Annotated in this window: 17 protein-coding genes; 9 read left to right on the top strand and 8 right to left on the bottom strand. The window is 70.1% G+C overall.

Going from position 1 to position 22,506, the window contains the following annotated elements; translation table 11 throughout:
• Nucleotides 1-22: 22 nt before the first annotated feature.
• Together KOI47_RS33340 and KOI47_RS33335 are read right to left on the bottom strand one after the other, a co-directional pair.
• The gene (locus KOI47_RS33340) at nt 23-910 is read right to left on the bottom strand and encodes a hypothetical protein (RefSeq protein WP_216211249.1); all 888 of its coding nucleotides are present in this window, start codon (nt 908-910) and stop codon (nt 23-25) included.
• Nucleotides 911-960: 50 nt separating this feature from the next.
• Nucleotides 961-1,800: a MerR family transcriptional regulator gene (locus tag KOI47_RS33335; protein ID WP_216211246.1), complete on the bottom strand. Its 840-nt coding sequence runs from the start codon at nt 1,798-1,800 to the stop codon at nt 961-963.
• Nucleotides 1,801-1,986: 186 nt separating this feature from the next.
• Between KOI47_RS33335 and KOI47_RS33330 the strand changes: the two genes are divergently transcribed.
• Entirely contained in the window at nt 1,987-3,594 is a 1,608-nt protein-coding gene (locus KOI47_RS33330) for a cellulase family glycosylhydrolase (RefSeq protein WP_216211244.1), read from the top strand.
• A gap of 69 nt (nt 3,595-3,663) precedes the next feature.
• On the opposite strand, the gene KOI47_RS33325 is transcribed toward KOI47_RS33330, so the two are convergent.
• A complete protein-coding gene (locus tag KOI47_RS33325; protein WP_232376422.1) occupies nt 3,664-6,273 on the bottom strand; it encodes a glycoside hydrolase family 9 protein in 2,610 nt (869 codons plus the stop codon).
• A gap of 262 nt (nt 6,274-6,535) precedes the next feature.
• Here KOI47_RS33325 and KOI47_RS33320 point away from each other — a divergent pair, with 262 nt between their 5' ends.
• From KOI47_RS33320 to KOI47_RS33285, 8 genes are all read left to right on the top strand, one after another.
• Nucleotides 6,536-9,469 carry a glycoside hydrolase family 48 protein gene (locus KOI47_RS33320; protein WP_216211242.1) on the top strand — a complete coding sequence of 978 codons (2,934 nt, stop codon included), beginning with the start codon at nt 6,536-6,538 and terminating at the stop codon, nt 9,467-9,469.
• Nucleotides 9,470-9,570: 101 nt separating this feature from the next.
• Complete coding sequence (locus tag KOI47_RS33315) at nt 9,571-10,632, top strand: lytic polysaccharide monooxygenase auxiliary activity family 9 protein (protein ID WP_216211239.1); 1,062 nt, start codon at nt 9,571-9,573, stop codon at nt 10,630-10,632.
• A 175-nt stretch (nt 10,633-10,807) separates the two neighbouring features.
• A complete protein-coding gene (locus tag KOI47_RS33310) occupies nt 10,808-11,839 on the top strand; it encodes a LacI family DNA-binding transcriptional regulator (RefSeq protein ID WP_216211236.1) in 1,032 nt (343 codons plus the stop codon).
• Between the two features lie 254 nt (nt 11,840-12,093).
• A complete protein-coding gene (locus KOI47_RS33305) occupies nt 12,094-13,350 on the top strand; it encodes an ABC transporter substrate-binding protein (RefSeq protein WP_216211234.1) in 1,257 nt (418 codons plus the stop codon).
• 70 nt (nt 13,351-13,420) lie between these two features.
• A complete protein-coding gene (locus tag KOI47_RS33300; protein WP_216211231.1) occupies nt 13,421-14,413 on the top strand; it encodes a carbohydrate ABC transporter permease in 993 nt (330 codons plus the stop codon).
• A gap of 50 nt (nt 14,414-14,463) precedes the next feature.
• Nucleotides 14,464-15,279, top strand: coding sequence for a carbohydrate ABC transporter permease (locus tag KOI47_RS33295; protein ID WP_232376953.1), 816 nt, complete (start codon nt 14,464-14,466; stop codon nt 15,277-15,279).
• Between the two features lie 3 nt (nt 15,280-15,282).
• Nucleotides 15,283-16,689 carry a GH1 family beta-glucosidase gene (locus KOI47_RS33290; RefSeq protein ID WP_216211224.1) on the top strand — a complete coding sequence of 469 codons (1,407 nt, stop codon included), beginning with the start codon at nt 15,283-15,285 and terminating at the stop codon, nt 16,687-16,689.
• Between the two features lie 147 nt (nt 16,690-16,836).
• Nucleotides 16,837-17,574 carry a D-Ala-D-Ala carboxypeptidase family metallohydrolase gene (locus KOI47_RS33285; RefSeq protein ID WP_216211220.1) on the top strand — a complete coding sequence of 246 codons (738 nt, stop codon included), beginning with the start codon at nt 16,837-16,839 and terminating at the stop codon, nt 17,572-17,574.
• 10 nt (nt 17,575-17,584) lie between these two features.
• Here KOI47_RS33285 and KOI47_RS33280 read toward each other — a convergent pair whose 3' ends face one another.
• The 5 genes from KOI47_RS33280 to KOI47_RS33260 form a co-directional block, all read right to left on the bottom strand.
• The gene (locus KOI47_RS33280) at nt 17,585-18,343 is read right to left on the bottom strand and encodes a glucose 1-dehydrogenase (protein WP_216211217.1); all 759 of its coding nucleotides are present in this window, start codon (nt 18,341-18,343) and stop codon (nt 17,585-17,587) included.
• 79 nt (nt 18,344-18,422) lie between these two features.
• Entirely contained in the window at nt 18,423-19,232 is an 810-nt protein-coding gene (locus KOI47_RS33275; protein ID WP_216211214.1) for a helix-turn-helix transcriptional regulator, read from the bottom strand.
• Between the two features lie 3 nt (nt 19,233-19,235).
• The gene (locus KOI47_RS33270; protein ID WP_216211210.1) at nt 19,236-19,676 is read right to left on the bottom strand and encodes an SAM-dependent methyltransferase; all 441 of its coding nucleotides are present in this window, start codon (nt 19,674-19,676) and stop codon (nt 19,236-19,238) included.
• Between the two features lie 30 nt (nt 19,677-19,706).
• Nucleotides 19,707-21,035 carry a carboxyl transferase domain-containing protein gene (locus KOI47_RS33265; RefSeq protein ID WP_216211208.1) on the bottom strand — a complete coding sequence of 443 codons (1,329 nt, stop codon included), beginning with the start codon at nt 21,033-21,035 and terminating at the stop codon, nt 19,707-19,709.
• Entirely contained in the window at nt 21,028-22,464 is a 1,437-nt protein-coding gene (locus KOI47_RS33260; protein WP_232376421.1) for an acyl-CoA synthetase, read from the bottom strand. Before KOI47_RS33260 ends, KOI47_RS33265 begins: the two co-directional genes overlap by 8 nt.
• Nucleotides 22,465-22,506: the final 42 nt, after the last annotated feature.

The following is a 22,506-nucleotide window of genomic DNA, read 5'->3' as shown; positions in this document are numbered from 1 at the left end:
TTCCCGTATCCGAGCTGGCCGGTTACCGGGGTCCGCGGCCGTTCGTCCGCAGGATTCGCACCGCCCGTACCGTGGCCCAGCCCCGCCACTCCAGCGCGCTCGCCGCGGAGAACGAGCCCCAGTCGACGTCCCAGCCACCGTCCGCGTGCTGCCCGGCGGCGAGCCGGTCCAGCTCGGCCTCGACCACGGCCTCCGGGAAGAACCGCCGCAGCGGCCTGCCCGGCTCAGGGGCGAAGTCGAGCGGGTGCATGGCCTCGTGCTCGATTCCGCCCGCCACCGGCATCGAACCGGAAGCGGGGAGGAACCCGCCGAGCCTGCGCAGCTCCGCATCGGCCTCGGGCAGCAGCTCGTGCACCGCGTCGAGGAACTGCAGGGCGAACCGGAACTCCAGGGCATGCCCGGGGCCGTCCAGCTCCCGGATGCGGCGCAGCGTGTACCCGGTCGCCGTGTCCAGCCACTCGTGCTCGCGCACCGCCTTGTCGTGCCGGGCCACCCGGTGCGCGATCCCGGCCAGCATGCTGGTCATGTGCAGGGAGGAGACCTCCGGATCCTGGTCAACGAAGAATGGCGCGCAGCCCGCGGGATCGGCGATCGGCAGCCCGAACGGCAGGCCGCCGTCCGGCAGGGTGATCGAGCCCAGCCAGTCGCACAGTAGCGCGGCCTCCGGCGTGCTCTCCGGCCCGATCTCCTCGAACACCTCGAACGCGTGCAACGCACTCACCGGCTGGCTGCCCGCCGCGCGCAGGTCCGGCTCGAGCCCGCTGCCGTAGCCGCCGTCGGCGCCCCGGTACCCGGCGAGCGCGGCCAGCACCGGACCGGAGCCGCCGCCGGTGCACAGCTCGAACCGGCGGCGGTCCAGCAGCCGGGCGTGGGTCGTCAGGAACCGGCTGATCACCTCGACGTCATCCATGGCGGTGATCATCCCCGGAAACCGGCCCGGATTCTTGAACGGAACGGTCGTCAGGCCCCGGCGTGCTCCCGCGCGGGCTCCACCGGTTCCTGCAGTTCGGTGGCCCAGGTCGCCGGGTCCCCGTGGGCGTAGTTGAGGTAGTACTCGCGGTTGTACCCGGTCGAGCGATACCCGTTGGCGTCGATCCAGTGGGCCAGCGCCTGCACGGTGGGCATCACCCCGTCCATCGGGCCCTCGTGCACGATGGTGGCGGCCTGCTCGATCGGCGGCAGGTCCACGATCGTGAAGTCCTGGCCCGCGGCAGGCTCCGCGTTCACCGGCACGGCGGCGTGCACCAGGACGCCGCCGTCCGCCGCGTCCTCGTAGTAGGCGATGGCCGGCCCGGCGGGGGTCAGCCCGGCGCGCTCCACGGCCGCGAGCAGGTCGGTGTAGAGCGGCTGGATCACCGGCCCGATCGAATCGGGTTCGAAGCCGGCCGCGGTCCCGGTCAGCTCGGCCACCCGGACCCCGGGAATGCGCTTGATCTGTACTTCTGCCGTTGGCATGGCGCCCTCACCTTCGATGATCAGGAGTCTCGCCTCGACCTGCCGTAGCCGCGCGAGGTCGGCGGCGATCCGGTCGGCCAGCTCGGCCTGGCGCAACCGCAGCATCCCGCGCAACTGCTCGGCACTCACCGTGTCGTCCACGATGGCCCGCACCTGCTCCAGCGTGAAGCCCAGCTCCTTCAACGCCACGATCCGGTTGAGCCGGGACAGCTGCGCCGCGTCGTAGAACCGGTAGCCGGAGGCGGGATCCACCCGCGCGGGCCGCAGCAGCCCGAGCGTGTCGTAGTGCCGCAGCATCCGTACCGATACCCGGCCGTGCCTGGCGAAATCTCCGATGTTGAACATGACACCTCCGGTGTAGAGCCTGACACCGTGTCAGGGTCAAGGCACCGGAGCCACGCTTGACACCGCATCGGTTCGTTGGTTCAGTTTTTCTGACCCGCAACATGGGTCGCGGCCGCCCGGAGTACCTGGGCCACACGGGTTGTGGCCGCCGTTCATCGGCAGCAACAGGCACTTCGAGGTGTATCCATGCGAAAACGGCTGACAGTGGTGGGCGCGAGCGTCGTGGCCCTCCTGCTTTCCCTCGTCATGACGCCGCCCGCGGCGGCGGCCACCGGCCTCCACGTCGAAGGAGGGAGGCTCTACGAGGCGAACGGTAACGAGTTCTTGCTCCGCGGGGTGAACCACCCGCATACCTGGTATCCAGGCGAGACGGGCTCCTTTGCCGATATCAAGGCACTCGGCGCGAACAGCGTGCGGGTGGTGCTCAGCAGCGGGGACCGGTGGACCCGCAACGACACCGCGGACGTGGCGAACGTCGTGTCCCTGTGCAAACAGAACCGGCTGATCTGCGTGCTGGAGGTGCACGACACCACCGGCTACGGCGAGCAGAGCGGGGCGGCCAGCCTCGCGCAGGCCGTGGACTACTGGCTGAGCGTGCGGGAGGCGCTAGCGGGTCAGGAGCAGTACGTCATCGTCAACATCGGCAACGAGCCGTTCGGCAACACGGGCTACCAGGCGTGGACCACGGACACGATCGAGGCGATCCAGCGCCTGCGGGCCGCAGGGCTGGAGCACACGCTGCTGGTGGACGCGCCGAACTGGGGCCAGGACTGGTCCTTCACCATGCGGGACAACGCGGCCGAGGTTTTCGCCGCCGATCCGCAGGGCGACACCGTGTTCTCCGTGCACATGTACGGGGTCTTCGACACCGCGGCGGAGATCGAGGACTACCTCGGCCGGTTCGTGGCCGCCGGGCTGCCGATCGTGGTGGGCGAGTTCGGGCACAACCACTCCGACGGCGACCCGGACGAGGCCGCCATCCTCGCCCGCACCAGGGAACTCGGCATCGGGTACCTCGGCTGGTCCTGGAGCGGCAACAGCGGCGGGGTCGAGTACCTCGACATGGCGACGGATTTCGACCCGGCGAAGCTGACCCCGTGGGGTGAGCGGATCTTCCACGGCCCGGACGGGATCGGTGCGACGGCAAGGGAGGCCACGGTCTACGGCGGCGGGGACACCACCCCGCCCACGGCGCCCGGAGACCCGGTCGCCGCCGCCGTCACCGCGCATGGCGCGAGCCTTTCCTGGCCCGCAGCCACCGACGACACCGGGGTGACCGGCTACGAGGTGGTCCGGCTGGACGGCACGGCCGAGACCAGGGTGTCGACCAGCGGCACGACCTCGGCCACCATCGAGGGGCTCAACGCGGACACCACCTACACCTTCGCCGTCTATGCCCGGGATGCCGCGGGCAACCGCTCCGCCCGGTCGGCCCCGGTCACGCTCACCACCGCGCCAGGAACCGGCGACCCGGCGAACTGCGCGGTGGACTACCAGGTGGTGAACCAGTGGCCCGGCGGGTTCCAGGCCGGGGTGACCGTTCGCAACACCGGCACCGCCGCGGTCCGGGACTGGACCCTGCGCTGGGACTTCCCGGACGGGCAGACGGTCGGCAACACGTGGAACGCCCGCCTCACCCAGGCCGGGGCGGAGGTGCGCGCCACCGCCGAGCCGCATACCGCCGTCATCCCGGCAGGCGGCTCGGTCGGGTTCGGCTTCATCGGCACCTGGCAGGAATCCAACGGCGAGCCCGCGGCGTTCACCCTGGACGGCGCTGCCTGCAGCACGGAGTGAGCACGCGGCCGGGGCCGGTCCACAACGGACCGGCCCCGGCCTTCCCCGGTCAGCTACCTGCCTTTCCCGTCAGGCACACGTGTTTCCGTTCAGCGCGAACTCCCCTGGCGCGGGGTTGGCCGAGCCGAAGGTGCCCTGCAACCCGAAGGTAACCGAGGCACCGGGCGCGAGCGTGCCGTTCCACGACTCGCTGCGCGCGGTGACCGTGCTGCCGCTCTGGCTGACTCGCGCGTTCCAGGCGTTGCCGACCCGCTGGTCACCCGGGTAGTCCCAGGTCAGGCTCCAGCCCTGGACCGGTTCCTCGCCGGTGTTGGTCACCTCGACCTCGGCCACGAAGCCGCCGGGCCACTCGTTGCCCACCCGGTAGGACACCGTGCAGGAGGACTCCGGCTGTGGCGGCGGCCCGGTCCCGGCAAGGTCCTCGGCGAAGGAGGCCATCCAGGCCAGCGGGGCGTTCCAGTTGATCGTCACCTCGTTGGTGGACCAGGACTCGATATCGTCGATGTAGCACATCGCGGGCGCGCAGCCTGCCAGCTGCTCCGCGGCCACCGGGTCCTGCAAGCCGGTGTTCGGCCCGCCGGCCAGCGAGCCCGCTGGCGGGTTCGGCAGCGAGGGATCGCTCTGGTTGGCCCAGAACCGGTGATGCTGGTTGTGCGCGTCGTACTCCCCGTAACCGGTCACATAGGACTGGTTCAGCGGGTTGCGGCCGAGCAGGTAGTCCCATCCGGTCAGCACCGCCTCGGCGAACTCGGCCCGCCCGGTCAGGTCGTGCGCCGTGGCCAGTACCACCATGTTGTTCAGCACCTGGCTGTTCGAGCCCCAGACGTACTGGTACTCATACGGTGCGTACGGCAGTCCGTAGGCTTCGGCGTCCGCGGTGGCGGCATAACGTTGCGCGCCCCGCACCACGGCGTCCCGGACGAAGGCGAGCTGGTCGGTGCTCAGCTCGCTCGGCACGGTGGCCAGGTTCAGCATGCCCAGTGCTGCCACCGAGCCCCAGCCGAACCCGCCATCGGTGAACACCTCGGTGCCGTGGTGCGGCGAGGAGCTGACCTCGGTCCAGTACCGGTTCTCGCCGGTGGTCAGGAACAGCTCCGCCGCGGCCCAGTAGAACTCGTCGGTGACGTCGTCATCGCTGTAGGCACCGCCACCGACCCCGTCCTCGGGATCGGCGTAGATCGCCGGATTCGCCTTCGCCGCGTCCCATGCGGTCTGCGCGGCTTCCAGGCAGCGCGCGGCGAAGGCCGGGTCGTACTCGGCGAACAGCCTGGCGCACTGCGCACCAACCGCGGCGAGGTTCAGCGTGGCGGCGGTGGACGCCGGGTGCAGTTCGCGCAGCTCAGGATCCTCGTGCGGCAGCAGCGGCAACCCGGTCCAGTTCGCGTCGTGCACCTTGTGGTGCGCCATGCCGGCCAGTTCCTCGCCGGCGGGTACCTGCATGCTGAGCAGGAACTCCACCTGCCAGCGGGCCTCGTCCAGCACGTCCGGAACACCGTTGCCCCGCTCGGGCACGGCGAGCGAGCCGTCGCCGAGCTTGGCCGGATCACCGCCGTCGGTGTGTAGCGCGCGTTCGTACACGCTCAGCACCTGCGCGGCCGAGATCCCGCCGTTGACCACGTACTTGCCGTGGTCACCTGCGTCGTACCAACCGCCGCTGACGTCCAAAGTGTAGTCACACACCCCCGGCTGGCAGGGCACCTCGACATCGCCCTGGTTCGGCGGCACCTGGAGATGACCGGCGGGCCTGGCATACTCGGCGCCGACGTACTCGGCCTCGATCTCGATCCCGCTGCGCTGGTGATAGAAGAAAGCCAGCGCGTCGGTGCGCAGATCGGTGTAGATGCCCTCGCGGATGTCGAAGGGATAGCTCGTCTCGCCATCGGCGGTCAGCGTGAAACCGTTGCCCTCGCCGGTGAATGCGGTGAAGTCGATATGGTGTGTCGACTGTCCCGATGTCGGGTCGAGTCCCTGCGGGCTGCTGGTCCCCTCGGCCACCACCGTGCCCCCGGCGTCCGCCAGCCGCCAGGCGACCGGTTGCGCCGCATCGGTCACCAGGTTGGCATGCTTGGGCCCGGACGGCAGGTAGCCGACCTGGTTGACCCGTACCCGCGGCCCGGTGTCCGGCTCATGCGGGTCCGGTGCCTCGCCGCCGCGCAGGGACACCTCGTCCAGGCAGAAGGTCCACGGCTGCTCGCCACCGCCCACCTGGAAGGCGACCTGACCGCCGTCCGTGGCCAGGTCGGAGGTGAAGTTGTAGCTGAACTCGGTTGCCTCGGTGCCCAGCGCGACCCGCTCGCTGAGCACAGCGGTGTACGGCTCGGCGGCCAGCTGCACGTTGGTGCTGATGGTCACCGGCACCGAGGCACTCGCGGTGAAGGACAGCTGGTAGGACTCGCCGTCCAGCAGCGTGATGTCGTTCTGGCCGACGATGGCGTCCCACGGGTTCACCGTGCCGCCGGTGACCTCGGCGCACAGCCTGCCGTCCGAGACGGAGGCCGGGGCGTTCTCGGTGTGCCACCAGGGTTGCAGGCCCCCGGCGAAGTCACCGTTGCTGATCTGTTCGACGGGTTCCTGCGCGGTCGCGGCCGGGGCGAGCGTGGCCGCCACCGGCACGGTCGTCGCGGCCAGGAGCAGGGGAAAGAGCCGGTTCCGGTTCGGGCGTGATCTCGATCGTCGCACGTCGATTCCTCTCACGTCGGTGTGAGCGCTCCCAGAAATGGGCGTGCAAAAATGCTTGCCCCGGAACGGTGCGGGTGTCAACCGGCCGCCGGGCCTTCACATGCCGCGGTCGGTCGCGTACAGTCTGGGAGCGCTCCCAGTGTTTTAGGTCACAACCGGGGAGCCGGTCTCCCCTCCGAGCTCCGGTCCGGGGCGGTCGCGGCCCAGGGTGGCCGCCCCGGACCGGATTCCATCCGTTCCCTGCGCAGACGAGGAGGATTCGATGAGATCCCGACGACGTTCGCGACCGTTGCGGGCGGGGCCGTTGCCCGCGGCGCTGGCCGCAACGGCGCTCGCGGTGGTGGCCACGGTGAGTCCGGTCCCGGTCGCCGCGGCCGCGCCTTCCTGCACCGTGGACTACCGCGTCACCAACGAGTGGAACACCGGATTCGGCGCAGGCGTGACGATCCGGAACGACGGCACCGAGCCGATCGACGGCTGGGAGCTCAGCTGGACCTTCCCGGACCAGCAGCGGGTGGCCCAGCTGTGGAACGGCACGGTCAGCCAGACCGGCAGCGCGGTGAGCGTCCGCAACGTCGGCTGGAACCGGGTCATCCCGGCAGGCGGCTCGGTGGAGTTCGGCTTCAACGGCGAGCACTCCGGTGCCAACCGGGCACCCACCGACTTCGCGGTGAACGGGACGCTGTGCACCGGGCCGAACGAGGCGCCGAGCGTGCGGCTCACCGAGCCTGCCGACGGCACCTCATACACCGTGCCTGCCGAGATCGACCTGCGCGCGGAGGCCGCGGACAGCGACGGCACGGTGGGCAGGGTCGAGTTCTACGCCGACACCGAGCTGGTGGGTACGGACGAAACGGCTCCGTTCGAGTACACCTGGACCGATGCGCAGCCGGGACAGTACTCGGTCACCGCCAGGGCTTTCGACGACCGGGGCGCGTCCACGGTGTCCAGCCCGGTCGGAGTGCGGGTGCTGTCCGCGCCCGCCGTGCAGGCCACCCCGTCCGAGGTGAGCGTCCGGCAGGGCGACCAGGCGGAGGTGAACGTCCGGCTGGCCACCCAGCCCGCGGGTCCGGTGACCGTGGCGGTCGAGCGCAGCTCGGGCAGCGCTGACCTCAGCGCGGCACCCGCGCAGCTGTCCTTCGACCGGCAGAACTGGGACACCGCGCAGCAACTGACCATCGCCTCCGCGGACAACGGTGGTGAGCTGGGCTCGGCGACTTTCACCCTGGCCGCGCCGGGACACACCGCCGCCACCGTGACGGCCACCGAGCTCGATCCGTCCACATCGGACTACCAGAACGCTTTCCTCACCCAGTACCACAAGATCAAGGACCCGGACAGTGGCTACTTCCGGCAGTTCGGTGATCTGCTGGTGCCGTACCACTCGGTGGAGACGCTGCTGGTCGAGGCGCCCGACCACGGGCACCAGACGACATCCGAGGCGTTCAGCTACTACCTGTGGCTGGAGGCCGCGTACGGCCGGATCCAGGGTGACTGGGAACCGTTCAACGCGGCCTGGGAGTCGATGGAGACCTACATCATCCCGGGGCAGGAGGACCAGCCCACCAACGCCGACTACGACCCATCCAGCCCGGCGACCTACGCACCGGAGTGGCCGCGGATGGACGAGTACCCGGCGCAGCTGGACAGCGACGTTCCGGTGGGATCCGACCCGATCGCACAGGAGCTGTCCGAAACCTACGGGACCGACGACATCTACGGCATGCACTGGCTGCTGGACGTGGACAACACCTACGGTTTCGGCCACTGCGGGGACGGCACCACCGCACCCGCGTACATGAACACCTACCAGCGCGGGTCCTCGGAGTCGGTGTGGGAGACCATCCCGCAGCCCTCCTGCGACACCTTCGCGTTCGGCGGCCCGAACGGCTATCTCGACCTGTTCACCGGCGACGCCCAGTACGCGCGGCAGTGGAAGTACACCAATGCCCCGGACGCCGACGCGCGCGCGGTGCAGGTGGCCTACCTTGCCAACCAGTGGGCCAGTGAGCAGGGCCAGGCCGGTCAGGTCAGCGAGGTGGTGGACAAGGCGTCGAAGATGGGCGACTACCTGCGGTACGCCATGTTCGACAAGTACTTCAAGCGGATCGGGGACTGCGTCGGCGCCAGTACCTGCCCAGGTGGGACCGGCAGGCAGAGCCAGCACTACCTGATGTCCTGGTACTACGCCTGGGGCGGTGCCTACGACACCTCGGCAGGCTGGGCGTGGCGCATCGGGGACGGTGCCGTGCACCAGGGCTACCAGAACCCGATGGCCGCCTACGCGCTGGCGAACGATCCGGCCCTGCAGCCGGAGTCGGCGACCGGTACCCGGGACTGGGCGGAGAGCCTGGACCGGCAGCTGGAGTTCCTGCAGTGGCTGCAGTCCGCCGAGGGCGGTATCGCAGGCGGCGCGACCAACAGCTGGGACGGCCAGTACGCCGAGCCGCCCGCGGGGTCCTCGACCTTCTACGGGATGTTCTATGACTGGCAGCCGGTCTGGCACGACCCGCCGAGCAACCGGTGGTTCGGCTTCCAGGTCTGGGGGCTGGAGCGGGTCGCGCAGCTGTACGAGCAGACCGGGGACGAGCGCGCCGGGCGGATCCTGGACAAGTGGGTGCCCTGGGCCATCGAGCACACCACCATCGGCGCGGACGGCGAGTTCGCCATACCGTCCGATATGGAGTGGAGCGGCCAGCCGGACACCTGGGACCCGGACAACCCCGGTGCCAATGAGGACCTGCACGTCGAGGTGGTGAACACCAGCCAGGACGTCGGCGTGGCCGCGGCCTACGCCAAGGTGCTGCTGAACTACGCCGCCGCATCCGGGGACGCGCAGGCGCGGACGGTCGGCGAGGGTCTGCTGGACGCACTGCTTGCGCACACCGACTCGATCGGCATCGCGACCGAGGAGACCCGCACCGACTACGCCAGGTTCGACGACGAGTACGACCCGGAAACCGGTGAGGGCACCTACGTCCCTCCGGACTGGACGGGCCAGATGCCGAACGGGGACCGGATCGACTCGGAATCCACCTTCCTCTCGATCCGGTCGTTCTACCGGGACGATCCGCAATGGCCAAAGGTTCAGAACTATTTGGACGGTGGTCCGGCTCCGACGTTCACCTACCACCGGTTCTGGGCGCAGGCCGAGATCGCCACGGCCTTCTCCACCCACGTGCGGCTGTTCGGCTGAGCAGGGTACGGCCGGACGGCCGTGACGAGGCGGTCACGCGCACCCGCCCGCGCGTGACCGCCGTCCCCGGCCCGCGAAACGGGTCACCGAAAGGAGAGATGATGAAGAAACGCAGAATCGCGGTACTGCTCGCCGCGGCCACCGCGTTGTTCACCGTGCTGGTGGTGCTGTCGGGTAACGGACGGCAGGCCGCGGCGCACGGCGCGCTGATGCAGCCGGGCAGCCGTACCTTCCTGTGCTACCAGGACGGGCACACTCCGCAGGGCAATATCGTTCCGCAGAACCCGGCGTGCGCGGACGCGGTTGCGGAAAGCGGGGCGAACTCGCTGTACAACTGGTTCAGTGTGTTGCGTTCGGACGGTGCGGGCCGCACCGAGGGCTTCATCCCGGACGGGCAGCTGTGCAGCGGCGGCAACCCGAACTTCTCCGGGTTCGACCTTCCCGGCACGGAATGGCCGCGGACGCACCTCACCTCCGGGGCGCCCTTCAGCTGGTCCTACAACGCCTGGGCGGCCCACCCCGGCTGGTTCTACCTGTACGTCACCAAGGACGGCTGGGATCCGAGCCAGCCGCTCAGCTGGGACGACCTGGAGGAGGAGCCCTTCCTCACCGTGGATCACCCTGAGGTGACCGGACCGGTCGGCAGCATCGAAGGCCGCTACGAGTGGAGCGGCACCCTGCCCGACGGCAAGACCGGCGACCACATCATCTACTCGGTGTGGGAGCGCTCGGACAGCGCGGAGACCTTCTACGGCTGCTCGGACGTGGTGTTCGACGGCGGTAACGGCGAGGTGACCGGCATCGGTGAACAGCAGCCGCCGCCGAGCACCGACCCCACCGACCCGCCCGCACAGGACTGCATGGCGCACTACGAGGTGACCAACTCCTGGTCCGGCGGGTTCCAGGCCGAGGTGTCGGTGCATAACCACGGCACGGAGCCGCTGAACGGCTGGCGGGTCGACTGGACCCTCGGCGCGGGCCAGCGGATCAACAGCCTGTGGGACGGGCAACACACGATCAGCGGGTCCGCGGTGACGGTGCGCAACGCCGACTGGAACCGCACGGTGGCAGCCGATGGCGAGACCAGTTTCGGCTTCGTCGCCGACGCCACCGGGGAGGCAAGGTACCCGGCGGAGGGCAGCCTGAGCTGCCTCAGCCCGTAGGCCTCCTTCCCGGTCAGCAACGCCGTGGCGTCGTCGGTGAGACGGTGACGGCGCCACGGCACCGGGAGGTCCGGGCGCCACGAACCGATCACACTTGAACCCTCCCGTGAGCGTTCCCAGTACGATAGGTCCGCACCATTCGGGGAACGGCGAGTCGAGCAGGGGAGTGTGCGGTATGTCGGGTTCAGGTGGGGTCCGGACGAGTGGGCGGCCGACACTCGAGCAGGTCGCCGCCGAGGCGGGCGTCTCCCGCGGCACCGTGTCCCGTGTGGTCAATGGCTCGCTGGAAGTCAGTGCGGGCAAGCTGAAGGCGGTCCAGGATGCGATCCGCAAGCTCGGCTACGTGCCGAACCAGGCCGCGCGCAGCCTGGTGACCCGGCGCAGCGACACCGTGCTGCTGGTGGTCTCGGAGTCCGAGGCGCGGGTCTTCGGTGAACCCTTCTTCGCCGCGCTGGTGCGCGGGCTCAGCCAGGAGCTGTCCACCACCCCGCTGCAGCTGAACCTGATGATGGCCAGCACGGCACGTCAGCACGACCGGGTGGAGCAGCTGGTGCGCAACGGTCATGTGGACGGGGTGGCCCTGATCTCGCTGCACGGCGACGATCCGCTGCCGCGCAACCTGGTGGCCGCCGGTGCGCCGGTGGCGCTGAACGGCAGGCCGATGTCCGATATGGGCGACGTCCCCTATGTGGACGCGGACAACCTGGCGGGCGCGCGGTCCGCCACCGAGTACCTCTACGCGCAGGGCCGCCGCCGGATCGCCACGATCACCGGCCCGCAGGACATGTCGGTCGGCATCGACCGGCTCGCGGGCTACCGCGCGGCGTTGAAGGGGCGGCGCGGGGTGACCAGGCTGGTGGCCCAGGGCGACTTCGGGCAGGCCAGCGGCGAGCACGCGATGCACCAGCTCCTCGGTAAGGATCCGGAGGTCGACGCCGTGTTCGCGGCCAGCGACCTGATGGCGGCCGGGGCCCTGCGCGCGTTGCGGGCCACCGGCCGCCGGGTCCCGGACGATGTCGCACTGATCGGCTTCGACGACTCGGACGTGGCGCGCAACACCGATCCGACGCTCACCAGCGTGAGCCAGCCGGTGCACGAGATGGGCCGCGAGCTCGCCCGGCTGCTGATCACCCAGCTCGACCACTCGGGCAGGCAGCTCGACCCGGTGATCCTGCCGACCGAGCTGGTCTGCCGCGAGTCGGCCTGACCGGACCCACCACCTGCTCCAGAAGCTTTTGGAGCGCTCCCAAACGCTAGCGGCCCAGGCGTGACCGCCCGTCACCCGCTCCACCAGATCCGGAGATAACGGCCGGATTCCGTTCCTTGACAGCGGTGCGGCCCGGGTACAGACTCGGCGCACCACTGAGAGCGCTCCCAGTGAATGCTCGACCTGATCCATCAGCCAATTGACGAGGGGTTACCGTGCGAGAACAGCGGAGACGGGGCCTGATTCTGACGACGATGCTGGCAACGGCGGCAATGGTGGCGTCCGCCTGTGGCGGTTCCGACGAGACCGGCTCCGCTGACGGCGAAGGGCCGGTCGAACTCAGCATCGCGACCTTCACCGAGTTCGGCTATGAGGAGCTGCTGCAGGAGTACGACGCGGCGCACCCGGAGATCACCATCAGCCACCGCAAGACCGGGCAGGCGGGGCCACACCACCAGAACCTGATCACCAAGCTCGGCGCGGGCTCCGGCCTCGCCGATATCGAGGCGGTCGAGGAGGGGCACCTCGCCGACATCCTGGACAAGGCGGGCCAGTTCCACAACCTGGAGGAGATCGGGCCGGAGGGCGTCGGCCCGGACCGGTGGCTGGACTGGAAGTACGAGGCCGGCAAGGCCAAGGACGGCAGCCTGCTCGGCTACGGGACCGATATCGGGCCACTGGCGATGTGCTACCGCAAGGACATGTTCGAGGCCGCGGGCCTGCCATCGGATCCGGAGAGCGTCAAACCGCTGTTCCAGACCTGGGAGAGCTACTTCGCGGCGGGGGACGACTTCATCGCGAACTCGGACGTCGCCTGGTTCGACTCGGCGGCGCAGAACTTCAACGCGATGGTGAACCAGCTCGAGGTCGGCTACTTCGACCGGCAGGACAACCTCACGGTGGAGCGCAACCCCGAGATCAAACAGGCATGGGACCAGGTGACCGCGGCGGTGGAACGCGGCCAGTCGGCGGGCCTGACCGCGTTCAGCAACGAGTGGAACAGCGGGTTCAAGCAGGGCGCCTTCGCCACCAAGACGTGCCCGGCCTGGATGCTCGGCGTGATCGAGGAGCAGGCAGGCGCCAAGCACAAGGGCAAGTGGGCGGTCACCGACGCCTTCCCCGGCGGTGGCGGGAACTGGGGTGGCTCCTACCTGACCGTGCCGAAGCAGAGCGCGCATCCGGAGGAGGCCGCCGAGCTGGCCGCCTGGCTGACCGCGCCGGAACAGCAACTACGTGCCTTCCGCGCCAAGGGCACTTTCCCGAGCCAGGTGCAGGCGCTGGAGTCGACGGAGCTGCGGGAGCACAGCAACGAGTACTTCGGCGGCGCCGAGGTCGGTGCCCTGTTCGCGGAGCAGGCCAAGAAGGTCCCCTCCGCCCAGTACAAGGGACCGGGCGACGGGCAGATCCAGGAGAACGTCGCCGCACCGGTGTTGCAGTCGGTGGAACAGGGCACCTCGCCGGATGAGGCCTGGAACAACTTCGTCAACGGGGCGAAACGGGTCGGCAGGTAGTTCTGTCGCGGGTTCGCCGGGGCGGCTCACCGTCGCGGCGAACCCGCGGGCTCATCGAGGAAGGCAACGCATGACGACACGCACCGTGGTGGACACTCCACGGCGGCAGCGGCCGGATCGGGAGCGGCGCGCCGGCACTCCCCGGCGATGGCGGCAGCGCCTCAACCGCTGGGACGTGAAGTACTCCCCGTACCTCTACATCGCGCCGTTCTTCGTCATCTTCGGGCTGGTCGGCCTGTTCCCGCTGCTGTACACGGCGTACGTGTCGGTGTTCGACTGGGAGATCGGGTCCACCGATCCCGAGCTCGTCTGGCTGGAGAACTACGAGCTGCTGCTGGCCGACGAGCAGTTCTGGAAGACCCTGGTCAACACCCTGAGCATCTTCGTGCTCTCCAGCGGGCCGCAGATCGTGATCGCGATCGCGCTGGCCGCCCTGCTGAACGCCCGGCTGCGCGGGCCGACCGGCTGGCGGGTCGGTGTCCTGCTGCCCTACGCGGCGAGCCTGGTGGCCATCGGGATCATCTTCGCCAACCTGTTCGGCCCGCAGTACGGGCTGGTGAACTCGGTGCTGGAGGTGGTCGGCCTGGACCGGATCGACTGGCAGGCCGACCGGTTCGCCAGCCACCTGGCGATCGCCACCATGGTGAACTGGCGCTGGACCGGGTACAACGCGCTGATCGTGCTGGCCGCCATGCAGGCCATCCCTCGCGAGGTACAGGAAGCGGCCATTGTGGACGGAGCGGGGCCGTTTCGCCGGTTCGTCACCGTCACCCTGCCGATGCTGCGGCCGACCCTGATCTTCGTGGTGATCACCTCGACCATCGGCGGGTTGCAGATCTTCACCGAGCCACGCCTTTTCGACGCCCTGCCTGGCTCGAACGGTGGCTCCGAGAACCAGTTCCAGACCATGACCATGTACATGTACCAGTCCGCCTTCGAGAACTTCGACCTCGGCTACGCCGCGGCGGTCGCCTGGATCCTCTTCCTCATCGTCGTGCTCGTCGCGCTGGTCAACTTCCTGCTGACCCGCAGGTTCGTCAGCAGCGGGGAGGTGGACGAATGACGGCCTCCCTGCTACCGGCCCGGCGCCGCGGGCGTACCGGGGCCACCGGAATGGACCGTCCGGGTTTCCTGGTGTACGGCCTGCTGATCGCCTTCGTGCTCGGCTCGCTGTTCCCGTTCTACTGGTCCTTCCTGGTCGCCAGCAGGGACAGCGGGATGCTCACCGAGGAGATTCCCCCGCTGCTGCCCGGTGGCAACTTCTTCGCCAACGCGGCCAGGGTGTTCGACACGGTGCCGTTCTGGAAGTCGCTTGGCAACAGTTTCATCGTGGCGAGCACGGTCACGCTGACCACGGTGCTGTTCTCCGCCCTCGCCGGGTTCGCCTTCGCGAAACTGCGTTTCCGGGGCCGTAAACCGCTGTTCGTTTTCATCGTGCTCACCCTGGCCGTTCCGGTGCAGCTCGGGGTGATCCCGCTGTACATGGCGATGTCCGAGCTCGGCTGGGCAGGGGGTCTGCAGGCGGTGATCGTGCCCAACCTGGTGACCGCGTTCGGGGTGTTCTGGATGCGGCAGTACACCGTCGGCGCGGTGCCGTACGAGCTGATCGAGGCGGCCAGGGTGGACGGGTGCAGCATGATCCGGATCTTCTGGCATGTCTGCCTTCCCGCGGTGCGCCCTGCGGCCGCGATCCTGGCCATGTTCACGTTCATGACCTCATGGAACGACTTCCTCTGGCCGCTGGTGGTGCTGGACGCGGACAACCCGACCGTCCAACTGGCACTGGAACAGCTGCAGAGCGGCTTCTACATCGACTACTCGCTGGTGCTGGCCGGGACCACCCTGGCGACGATCCCGATTCTGATCGTGTTTCTCGTACTCGGCCGGCAGATTGTGGCCGGGATCATGCAAGGTGCTGTGAAGGGGTAATTCATGTCGGTTCTACGTGACGAGGCCAGCCAGCGAGCGGAAATCGTTCCTTTTCCGAACAATTTCGTCTGGGGAGTCGCCACCGCGGCCTTCCAGGTCGAAGGTTCCACCACAGTGGACGGACGGTCGGCCTCGATCTGGGACGTCTTCTGCCGGCAGCCCGGCGCCGTGGTGGGTGGGGACACCGGGGATCCCGCGGCCGACCACTACCGGCGGATGGCCGAGGACGTCGCGCTGATGGCCGACCTGGGAATCAGGGCGTACCGGTTCTCCATCGCCTGGCCAAGGGTGCGGCCGGACGGTGGCGCGGTGAATCCGGCCGGGCTGGACTTCTACCAGCGGCTGGTGGACGAGTTGCTGGCGCACGACATCGCGCCGTGGCCGACGCTGTACCACTGGGACCTGCCGCAGGCGCTGGAGGACCGGGGCGGCTGGGCGAACAGGGAGACCGTCTACCGGTTCGCCGAGTACACCGAGAGCGTGCTGGGCGTGCTGGGCGACCGGGTGGCGAACTGGACCACCTTCAACGAGCCGTGGTGCTCCTCCTTTCTCGGCTACGCCGCGGGCAAGCACGCCCCGGGCCGCACCGACCCGCACGCCGCCGTCGCGGCCGGTCACCACCTGCTGCTGGCACACGGGCACGGGCTGGAGGTGATCCGCGAGCATGCTCCGACCGCGCAGGCAGGCATCACCCTGAACCTGTTCCCGGTGCAGGCGGCCGACCCGCGTGACCCGGTGGACGTGGAGGCGGCCAGGCGGATCGACGGGCTGCAGAACCGGTTCTTCCTGGAACCGTTGCTGCGCGGCGCCTATCCCGATGACCTGCTCGCCGACCTCGCCCCGTACCAGCTGGCCGCGCACCTGCGGGACGGCGACCTGGAGCGCATCGCGGCACCACTGGACCTGCTCGGGGTTAACTACTACCGCGACCATCACGTCTCCGGTCACCGGGACGGGGAGTCCGGCCCGCCCTCACCGTGGGTCGGCGCCGAGCACGTCAGCTTCCCCCGGCGGAACCTGCCGCGTACCGACTCCGACTGGGAGGTGAACCCGGACGGCCTGACCACGCTGCTGCTCGACCTGCACCAGCGCTACCCCGGGCTGCCGTTCTATGTCACCGAGAACGGCGCGGCCTACCCGGATGTGCTGACCGAGGACGGGGTGGAGGACCTGGACCGGGCCGAGTTCCTCACCGCGCACCTGCGGGCCGCGCGGGTGGCCCTGGATCAGGGGGTGGACCTGCGCGGGTACTTCTACTGGTCGCTGCTGGACAACTTCGAGTGGGCGGAGGGATATGCCAAGCGGTTCGGGCTGGTGCATGTGGACTACGCCACCCAGCGGCGTACCCCGAAACTGAGCGCGTTCCAGTACGCGCAGGTCATCGCGGACAACGGCGTGCGCGTCTCCTGATCACGGCCCCGCGCACGCGGGTTGGCTCCATTTCAGGAAAAAGTTGGCTGGCGTGTCCGGATCAGGACAGATCGGGTGATTCGTTGACTCGATATCGGTGTTACTACACCCTGCCGAGTGTCACTCGTTCCGGCAAGGGAGATCGTCATGCACGGACGTATCGCCAGACTTCTCGTCGCGTTGCTGGTCGGACTCGCGACCTCGGTCGTCGTCGGCACCGTGGTCGCCGCTCCGGCTCAGGCGGACGGTTGCTACACCTGGGGGCGCACCCTTTCGCAGGGTGACTCCGGAAGCGACGTACGGCAGCTGCAGATCCGGGTTTCCGGCTACCCCGGCTACGGCAACGTCATTGCCATCGACGGGGTGTACGGCCCGGCGACCAAGGCCGCGGTCACCCGGTTCCAGCGGGCCTACGGCCTCGCCGTCGACGGCATCGCGGGCCCGCAGACCTTCGGCAAGATCTACGACCTGCAGGACAACGACTGCACCCCGGCGAACTTTTCCTACGCCGAGCTGAACAACTGCAACTCCAGCTGGGCGGGCGGCCGGGTGTCCGCCGCGCAGGCGAAATCGAACGCGCTGGTGTCGATGTGGAAACTACAGGCCATGCGGCACGCCCTCGGTGACCAGCCGATCCGGGTGACCAGCGGGTTCCGCAGCGTCGCCTGCAACAACCGGGTCGGTGGCGCCTCCAACAGCAGGCACCTCTACGGCCACGCCGCGGACCTCGGCGCGGGCCCGCACTCGCTGTGCACCCTGGCCAAACGCGCCCGGCACCACGGTTTCCGCGGGATCCTCGGCCCCGGCTTCCCTGGGCACAACGACCACATCCACGCCGATCACCGCTCCAGCCGGTACTGGGACGCGCCCAGTTGCGGCATCTGACGGTGGACGCTCAGCGCGCGGCTGCGACCAGGCCGCCGTCGATGATCAGGTCCTGACCATTGACATAGGACGCCTCCGCCGAGGCCAGGAAGGCAACCGCGGCCGCCACCTCATCGGCGGTGCCGACCCGGCCCGCGGCCACCGTGGCGGCGACCGCGGGCTGCGCCTCGGCGGGGACGTTCTCGTGGTACATCGGGGTCTCGATGTAGCCGGGGCTGACCGAGTTGACCCGGATCCCCCTTGGCGCCAGCTCGGCAGCGAGGGTGTGTGCCAGGTTGTGCACCGCGGCCTTGGTCGCCGCGTAGAGCGCGGCGCCGGACATGCCGCGGTGCACCGTCCAGGAGGCGTTGAGCACGATCGCGGCCTGCTCGGACAGCAGCGGCAGGGCCTTCTGGACGGTGAAGAACACCCCCTTCAGGTTGATGTCCAGCATCCGGTCGAACTCGGCCTCGGTGATCTCGCTGGTGGGCCGGAACGCCGCGATCCCCGCGTTGGCGAAGAGCACGTCCAGCCGCCCGTACCGGTCCCGGATCGTGGCCATCAGCGCGTCCAGCCCGGCCAGGTCCGCCACATCGCCGGGCACCGCGAGCAGCCGGTCGCCGCCGTCCAGCTCGGCCGCGGCGGCATCCAGCCGGGCGCGGTCCCGGCCGGTGATGACCACCCGCGCACCCTCGGTGAGCAGCCGTCGCGCGGTGACCAGCCCCATGCCACTGGTGCCGCCGGTGACCAATGCGATCTTGTCTTCGAACCGGGAAACGTTGCGTGTCATGGGATCCAGCCTGCCCACCGGCGCGCGGACCATACAGTGCGCGGGAAACCTGGGTGTGCCACCACCACCCTGATGCCGGTCAGTCCGGGCAGCCGAGCCGCTCGCCGGTCCCGGTGCCCGGACGCGGGTTGTACAGCTCCAGGTACCAGCCAGGATGGTCGGCCGGGGTCAACGTGGTCAGGTCGAAGAACAACTCGCCTGCCTCCGGATGCCGGACCGCCTTCACCGCCTGGGCAGGGACGCCCACCTCGTGCCGCGCCCACATCTCGGCGAACTCGGGGCTGACGGCAGTGAGCTCATCGACCACCCGGCCGAACTCGGGATCCTCGGGTGCCTGTGCCGCGCTGGCGCGGAAGGCGGCCACGGCGGCCGGTGCGATCGAGTCCCAGTGCACATGCATCCCGCGATACCGGGCGTTGGTGAAGAAGGAGATCAGGCAGTTGCGGTCGGTGTCGTCGTAGCCGAACACGGTCCGGGTCGCCTCGTTGATCGCGAGCAGGTTCCAGTACCGGTCCCGCAGGATCGCGGGCCGCGGCGTCCAGGCCTCGAGCAGCTGCCGCAGCTCCGGGGTCACCCTGGCACCACCCGCCGCGGCCGGTGGCGGGTTGAGCCCGGCCAGCAGGTACAGGTGCGCGCGCTCCGGCTCGGTCAGCCGCAGGGCGGTGCCGATCGCGTCCAGCACCTCGGCCGAGACGTTGATCTCCCGGCCCTGTTCCAGCCAGGTGTACCAGGACACCCCGACCCCGGCGAGCACCGCGAGCTCCTCCCGGCGCAGGCCGGGGGTGCGGCGCTTGCCAGCGGCCACCATGCCGACCTCGGCGGGGGTCAGCCTGGCCCGGCGGGTACGCAGGAAGTCGCGCAGCTGCTCGCGGCGGCTATCGGCAGGCATGGCTCACCGCGTGGCCGGGGTGACCGGCAGCTCGCGCAGCGGGTCACCGCCGTCGATGAACAACCTGCCGCCGGGCGCCATCGCGGCGGCGATGCGGGCGAGTGCCCGCTTGCCAGCCTCCGGATGCCGCCCGTCCAGCGCCCCGACGCGGACGGCGAACACCAGGTCGAACGGTTCCTCACCGGGTTCGAGCTGGAAGGACTCCGCCGCGACCTGCCGCAGGCTCAGCCTGCCCGTGGCGATCTCGGCCGCGCAGGTCTCCCGCGCCTGCGCGATCGCCTTGGCGGACCGATCGGTGGCCAGGATGTGCCCGGTGTCCAGCCGGGCGGCCACGGCCCTGGCGGCGGCGCCGGGCCCGCAGCCGATCTCCAGCACCCTGGATTCCGGTGTCAGCGGCAGGGCGGCCACGATCGCGGCGAGCCGCGGCGAGAGGTCGTTCGGCATGCCAACGAGCCTAGGCGCTGTCTACCGTGTTCACCGCCGGACGATTCCACGGGCGATGCCCAGGTCCACCAGGTCCTGCGGGCGCAGCCGGAGCTGATCCGCGGTCGCGGGCACCTCCGAGGTCGCGCGCTTGAGGATGGACACCGCCGCCTCCGGTGAGATGACCGCGAAGTAGCTGTCCGGCGTCACCCAGGTGTGCCCCGGTGCCGCGAAGGCGAGCGCCCCGCCGGAACCACCTTCGCCGATCACCAGCGTCGTGACGGGCACCGTGGCACCGGCCACCGCGGCGAACAGCTCCGCGATCGCCGGCCCGGCCCCGGCCTGCTCGGCGGCGGCGTCATTGGCCGCGCCCGGCGTGTCCACCAGTGTGAGGACCGGGATGCCGAGCCGGTCGGCCAGCCGCACCAGCCGTGCGGCCGTGCGGAATCCGGCCGGCAGGGTCGGCGTGCCGCATTGCGCGGCGTACGCCACCGGGACCCCGTCGCGCAGGCCGAAGCCGCAGCGCACTCCGGGATCGACCGCACCGCAACGGTCGCCGCCGATCTCCTCCCGCCATTCGAAGTAGGCGTCCAGATAGGACACCGCACGGGGCCGGTTCGGGTCGCGGGCCCTGCGCACCGCCTCCCAGCCGGTGCGCGGCAAGGAGACCGTGCCCAGTGCCGCTGGCGGCGGCGCCGGTGCCACCGGCTCCGTGCTGGTGAGCAGCCGTAGCCAGCGCTCCAGGCTGCCGCGCAGCCGCTCCGGCGGCACGATCTGGTCGATGTGGCCGGACTCCAGCTGGCCCTCGGCGGTGTAGGCGTGCGGGTCCCCCGGCGGCCGCACCCGCGACCCGGCGAACCCGATCTGCGCCCCCGGCAGGGCCAGGGTCACATCGGCGCCCGCGCCCAGCGTGGCCCATCCGCCGCCGGTGGCCGGATCCCGCAACACCGCGACCTGCGGCAGCCCGGCGCGCCTGGTCAGCGCGGTGGCGCGGGCAATGCGCTGCAACTGGGTGAGTGCCCGCATACCCTCCTGCATCCGGCTTCCCCCGGTCGCCACCAGCGTCACCACCGGCGCGCCCAGCTCGCGGGCACTGGCGAAGGCCCGCTCGATCCGCAACCCGGTCCGCCCGCCGAGGGAACCACCGAGAAAGCCGAACTCGAAGGAGACCAGCACGGCCTCGGTGCCGCCGATCTTGCCGACCCCGCAGACCACCGACTCCCGCTCGCCGGTGCGCTGTGCCGCGCGGGTCCGCGCCTCGTCGTAGCCCGGCCAGCCGACCGGCCCGTCCGGGCCGGGGTCCACGGTGTCCCCCGGATAAGCCAGCTCGGTGAACGCCGAGGTCACGGCTTCGATGGCGGCGCGGGCGGAATCAGGCATCGAGGGCACGTTTCAGCACCTTGCCCATGTCGTTGCGCGGTAGCGCGTCCAGGAAACGCACCACGCGGGGCCGTTTGTGCGGGGTGAGCAGCCGTGCCACGTGGTCGGCGAGCTCCCGCTCCGCAGGTGGGCTGCCGTGCGGCACCACCCAGGCCACGATCCGCTCCCCGAGGTCGGGGTCCGGCTCGCCGGTGACCGCCACCTCGGCCACCCCGGGATGTTCCAGCAGCGCGTTCTCGATCTCGCCGGCGCCGATCTTGTACCCGCCGCTCTTGATGATGTCGGTGGCCTTCCTGCCCACGATGCGGAGGTAGCCGTCCGGGTCCCTTGTCGCCATGTCCCCGGTGCGGAACCAGCCATCGGTGAAGGCCTCGGCGGTGGCGTCCGGCCGGTTGAGGTACTCGGTAAACAGGTTCGGGCCGCGTACCTGGATCTCGCCGACCGTCTCCCCGTCGGGGGCCTCGATCGGGTTGCCCGCCTCGTCCACCAGCCGCAATTCGACGCCCCGCAACGGCACGCCGACCGTGCCGGGCCTGCGCTCGCCGTCGGCACGGACGCTGGTGTTCATCAGCGTCTCGGACATGCCGTAGCGTTCCACCACCCGCTGCCCGGTCGCCGCGGCGATGCGCTCGTGGTCGTGCACCGGCAGGGCCGCCGAGCCGGACACCAGCAGCCGCGCGCCGCGTAGCGCCGATGCCAGCTCCGGGTCGTCCCCGACCTCGGTGGCGATCCGGTGGTACATCGTCGGTACGCCGAACATCATCGTGGCCTCGCCCGCGAGTTCCCGCGCCACCGCCGCGGTGGAGAACCGGCCGAGGTGGTGCACCGTGCCGCCGCGACGCAACGGTCCGAGCACGCCGAGGATCAGCCCGTGCACGTGGAACAGCGGCAGCGCGTGCACCAGCACATCCGCGGCCGTCCACTGCCAGGCGTCCCGCAACGCGTCCAGGGTGGTGGCGATCGCGCGCCGTGGCAGCACCACACCCTTGGGCGGCCCGGTGGTGCCCGAGGTGTAGACGATCACCGCAGGCGCCTCCTCGCCCGGCTCCTCCGGCGGTTCGGTTGCCGAGCCGGTCAGCTCGACGTCCTGGCGGGGCAGGGCGGCGAGCGCGGCAGGCAGCTGTGCGTCCGGTTCGGCCAGCACCAGCGAGGGCGCGCTGTCGGAGACGATGTGCTCCAGCTCCCGGGTACCGATCTTGGGGTTCACCGGCACCGCCGGTATCCCTGCCAGCAGCGCTGCGACGACCGCGACGCTGGTCTCCATGCTGGGCGTGGCCCACACCGCGACCCGGGAGCAGTCCCTGGCGCGCAGCCGGTGGGCGAGCGTGCCCGCGACCGCGGCGAGTTCGGCGTAGCTGAGCCCGCGGTCGCCGAACCGCAGCGCGGTCTTGGCCTGTTCGGTGCGCAATGCTGGGAAGAGGGCGCTCACCTGGTCTCCTTGTCCTTCGCTGCCGTTTGCCGGGCTCATCGG

The organism is Amycolatopsis aidingensis (assembly GCF_018885265.1).
GTDB classification, from domain to species: domain Bacteria; phylum Actinomycetota; class Actinomycetes; order Mycobacteriales; family Pseudonocardiaceae; genus Amycolatopsis; species Amycolatopsis aidingensis.
Note: the sequence above shows the minus strand (reverse complement) of the source record. Positions and strands in the feature narration are given on the sequence as shown.

What these genes read in the sequence shown, in the direction of transcription:
- KOI47_RS33275 (WP_216211214.1), bottom strand. Translation starts at nt 19,232, where the DNA reads ATGCCTGCCGATAGCCGCCGCGAGCAGCTGCGCGACTTCCTGCGTACC.
- KOI47_RS33270 (WP_216211210.1), bottom strand. Translation starts at nt 19,676, where the DNA reads ATGCCGAACGACCTCTCGCCGCGGCTCGCCGCGATCGTGGCCGCCCTG.
- KOI47_RS33315 (WP_216211239.1), top strand. Translation starts at nt 9,571, where the DNA reads ATGAAGAAACGCAGAATCGCGGTACTGCTCGCCGCGGCCACCGCGTTG.
- KOI47_RS33335 (WP_216211246.1), bottom strand. Translation starts at nt 1,800, where the DNA reads ATGTTCAACATCGGAGATTTCGCCAGGCACGGCCGGGTATCGGTACGG.
- KOI47_RS33340 (WP_216211249.1), bottom strand. Translation starts at nt 910, where the DNA reads ATGGATGACGTCGAGGTGATCAGCCGGTTCCTGACGACCCACGCCCGG.
- KOI47_RS33305 (WP_216211234.1), top strand. Translation starts at nt 12,094, where the DNA reads ATGCTGGCAACGGCGGCAATGGTGGCGTCCGCCTGTGGCGGTTCCGAC.
- KOI47_RS33320 (WP_216211242.1), top strand. Translation starts at nt 6,536, where the DNA reads ATGAGATCCCGACGACGTTCGCGACCGTTGCGGGCGGGGCCGTTGCCC.
- KOI47_RS33310 (WP_216211236.1), top strand. Translation starts at nt 10,808, where the DNA reads ATGTCGGGTTCAGGTGGGGTCCGGACGAGTGGGCGGCCGACACTCGAG.
- KOI47_RS33290 (WP_216211224.1), top strand. Translation starts at nt 15,283, where the DNA reads ATGTCGGTTCTACGTGACGAGGCCAGCCAGCGAGCGGAAATCGTTCCT.
- KOI47_RS33330 (WP_216211244.1), top strand. Translation starts at nt 1,987, where the DNA reads ATGCGAAAACGGCTGACAGTGGTGGGCGCGAGCGTCGTGGCCCTCCTG.
- KOI47_RS33280 (WP_216211217.1), bottom strand. Translation starts at nt 18,343, where the DNA reads ATGACACGCAACGTTTCCCGGTTCGAAGACAAGATCGCATTGGTCACC.
- KOI47_RS33285 (WP_216211220.1), top strand. Translation starts at nt 16,837, where the DNA reads ATGCACGGACGTATCGCCAGACTTCTCGTCGCGTTGCTGGTCGGACTC.
- KOI47_RS33265 (WP_216211208.1), bottom strand. Translation starts at nt 21,035, where the DNA reads ATGCCTGATTCCGCCCGCGCCGCCATCGAAGCCGTGACCTCGGCGTTC.
- KOI47_RS33295 (WP_232376953.1), top strand. Translation starts at nt 14,464, where the DNA reads ATGGACCGTCCGGGTTTCCTGGTGTACGGCCTGCTGATCGCCTTCGTG.
- KOI47_RS33300 (WP_216211231.1), top strand. Translation starts at nt 13,421, where the DNA reads ATGACGACACGCACCGTGGTGGACACTCCACGGCGGCAGCGGCCGGAT.